The sequence below is a fragment of the candidate division WOR-3 bacterium genome, assembly GCA_016867815.1.
Lineage (GTDB): Bacteria > Hydrothermota > Tepidihabitantia > Tepidihabitantales > Tepidihabitantaceae > UBA2258.
Genome location: VGIR01000192.1, coordinates 1 through 2,558 on the forward strand (window position 1 = coordinate 1; position 2,558 = coordinate 2,558).

Annotated in this window: 3 protein-coding genes; all 3 read right to left on the reverse strand. The window is 63.1% G+C overall.

The window, feature by feature from the left end:
- Positions 1 to 38: 38 nt before the first annotated feature.
- The gene (locus FJY68_14185; GenBank protein MBM3332971.1) at positions 39 to 719 is read right to left on the reverse strand and encodes a YIP1 family protein; all 681 of its coding nucleotides are present in this window, start codon (positions 717 to 719) and stop codon (positions 39 to 41) included.
- Positions 720 to 812: 93 nt separating this feature from the next.
- The gene (locus tag FJY68_14190) at positions 813 to 2,219 is read right to left on the reverse strand and encodes a PQQ-like beta-propeller repeat protein (GenBank protein MBM3332972.1); all 1,407 of its coding nucleotides are present in this window, start codon (positions 2,217 to 2,219) and stop codon (positions 813 to 815) included.
- 95 nt (positions 2,220 to 2,314) lie between these two features.
- Positions 2,315 to 2,558: bifunctional riboflavin kinase/FMN adenylyltransferase (locus FJY68_14195; protein ID MBM3332973.1), on the reverse strand; the 244-nt coding region annotated here is incomplete at its 5' end.

Here is a 2,558-nt window from a genome sequence, read left to right on the forward strand (position 1 = left end):
GGAGCTGATACCAACGCGAACAGCAGCAGCAGCACGTGCTACCTCCCGACCGCGCGCATTCCGACGAGCGACAGCAGCAACATGACGACCAGCCAGATGGCGAAGGAAAGCGTGTACACCTTCGAATCCTTCAGCCCGAACACAGCCCTGAGCCCGATGGCAATCAACAGGAACTTCCAGAAATCGAATATGTCAAGCTGGGACAGCAGGGCTTTGAGGAAGGGCTGTTTGAGGTCCGGCGCAGCCACGAGCAGGCTGGTCGTGACCTCGGCCGAGCGTTTGAGCAGGACCAGTAGACCGCGCACTATCACCGCCGGCACCACGACCAGGCTGGCGTTGCAGATGATGGACCACATGCGTTTGAAGTCGCCGGTGCCGCCGAACAGGGGCAGGCTGACGTTGAAAAGGACGGCGAGTAACAGCGCCGCGATGACGCTGATGAAGAGCACGCTGACAACGGGCATGCCGTAGCGCATGACCGGACTGGAATAGAACTTGTCCATGCCCTCGGTCGCCTTCTCTATCTGTTCCTCCGGGACGTTGCGTTCGCGCATCTGTTCGAGCGCGACCTGGCGTTGTTTCTCCCAGTCAACGTAGTGACTGGAGAGAACGGCGAACAGCATGTTGCAGATAATCACGACGACCAGCGGAACGAGCCACGTGGGCTTTTCCTTCAGGCGGGCGAAGGCCCGGCCGGGCGCCAGGTAGATGTCAAGCATGTCAACTCCTTACCGGCAGCAGCCCGTGATTCGGGCCGCTGCCTGACTCGGACGCTACAAGACGCGGATATGATGCGGGAGCCTGGTTCGTGTTCACTTCGACGGACGGACCACTCGGCCGGTATGCTGCGGGTCGTGCCGGTACTGGGGCCAGGTCGTGCTCGCGGCCGGGCCGTCAGTGCGGAACGCGTAGAGACCTCCATCCCACGACCCGACGTAGACAACGCCGTCCGGTCCGATGGTCGGGGATGATGAGTAGTAGACCTGCTTCTCGCCCGACGCCACCTCGCGCGACCACAGCAGGCGGCCGTTCGCAGCCAGGGCGTAGAGGGTGCCGTCGTCCGGCAGGAAATAGACCGTGCCCTTGTCGCTGACCGCGGCGGTGCCTACCAGGACGTCGAGTGCCTCGTAAGCTACGGTCGGGGTGCCTTGTGGGGTCTTGCGGCACAGGTAGTCGCCGTCGGTTCCGAAGTACAGGGAGCTGTCGGTCCCCACCACGACCTCCGGCCGTACCTCGTCGCCGTCCGGCACCGGCGACCGCCACTGCTGCCGGCCATCCGGACCGAGGCAGTAGAGAAAGCCGTCGACATTGCCGACGTACGTGACATCGTTCTCATCGACGACCGCTGAGGCATAGAAGTACTCGCCCTCGGGCGCGCCGAACGCCCAGCGCCGGCGTCCCCGGGCGTCGAGGCAGTAGACCGAGTCGGAGGTTATGTAGATGTGTCCCTTGGGTCCCACGGTTGGCGAGCCGGCGATGTCGTCGCCGGTTTTGTAGCTCCACTTCTTCCTGCCATCAGGTGCGATGGCGGTGACGGTGCCATTGTCGGTGCCGACATAGACAGTGCCGTCGACGCCGATCGCCGGCGTGCAGTAGATCTCATCTCCCAGATACCGCGACCAGCGCTGCTTGCCGGTCGTGTCAAGGCAGTAGAGATTCGAGTCGAGCGAGCCGACGTAGACACGATCGCCGACGATGGCGGCGGCTCCGTAGATGGCATCCTTGGCTTTGAACAGCCATCTCAGTTCACCGTTGACTGGGTTCAGCGAGTAGAAGGTGCCGCCCTCGTCCCCAACGTAGATGTTCCCGTGCAGGTCCAGAGTCGGCGACGCGACGATCGCTTCCGAGTCGAGGGTGGGGAAGAAGCCTTTCTGTATCGGCTCGGGCATGACCCAGATACTTCGAGGTCGGCTCCAGTCAGACGTCCGACCCAGCGAGTCCTTGGCACGGACCGAGATCTGGTATTGACCGGGCATCTCGTAGGTGTGATAGCGACTGACGTCGACCAGGCTGTGCAGTGGCTCGGTCCAGTCGACCGTGTCGCCGTCGCCCCAGGCGATCTGGTAGAACAGCGGCAACGCCGCTTCGGCCGGCGGAAACACCACTGCTTCGATCTCGACCGTTGTGTCCGCCCACATCGGAACAACCACCGAGTCGGGAGCGGACAGAGGGCCGGCACCAAGCAATGCAGCTACGCAAAGTGCAATTGGAATCATCATTTCAACCTCCGGGTCGCGCAGGCAAACTGCCTTCTCGCCGGAGGGCTAGTCCGGATCGAGGAATCACCTGCGTTCTGTTGGTTTGAAGCAAGAGGCTATAGACTATTGGACGCCGTCTGGCTGTCAAGGTTGCGGCTGGCGGCGAACATCCGCCGCGCGGTCACAGCATCAACGGCAATCTGGGATGCGAGCGCTTGCGGGCTCTCGAACCGGCGTTCCGGGCGGAGACGGTCGACCAGGCGGAACACGGCAGTGCGCGGGGGGGCTGCAAGCTGCACGTCGAGCAGGTGTGCTTCGATGGTGCGGGTCTCGCCGCCGAAAGTGGGTCGGTGCCCGATG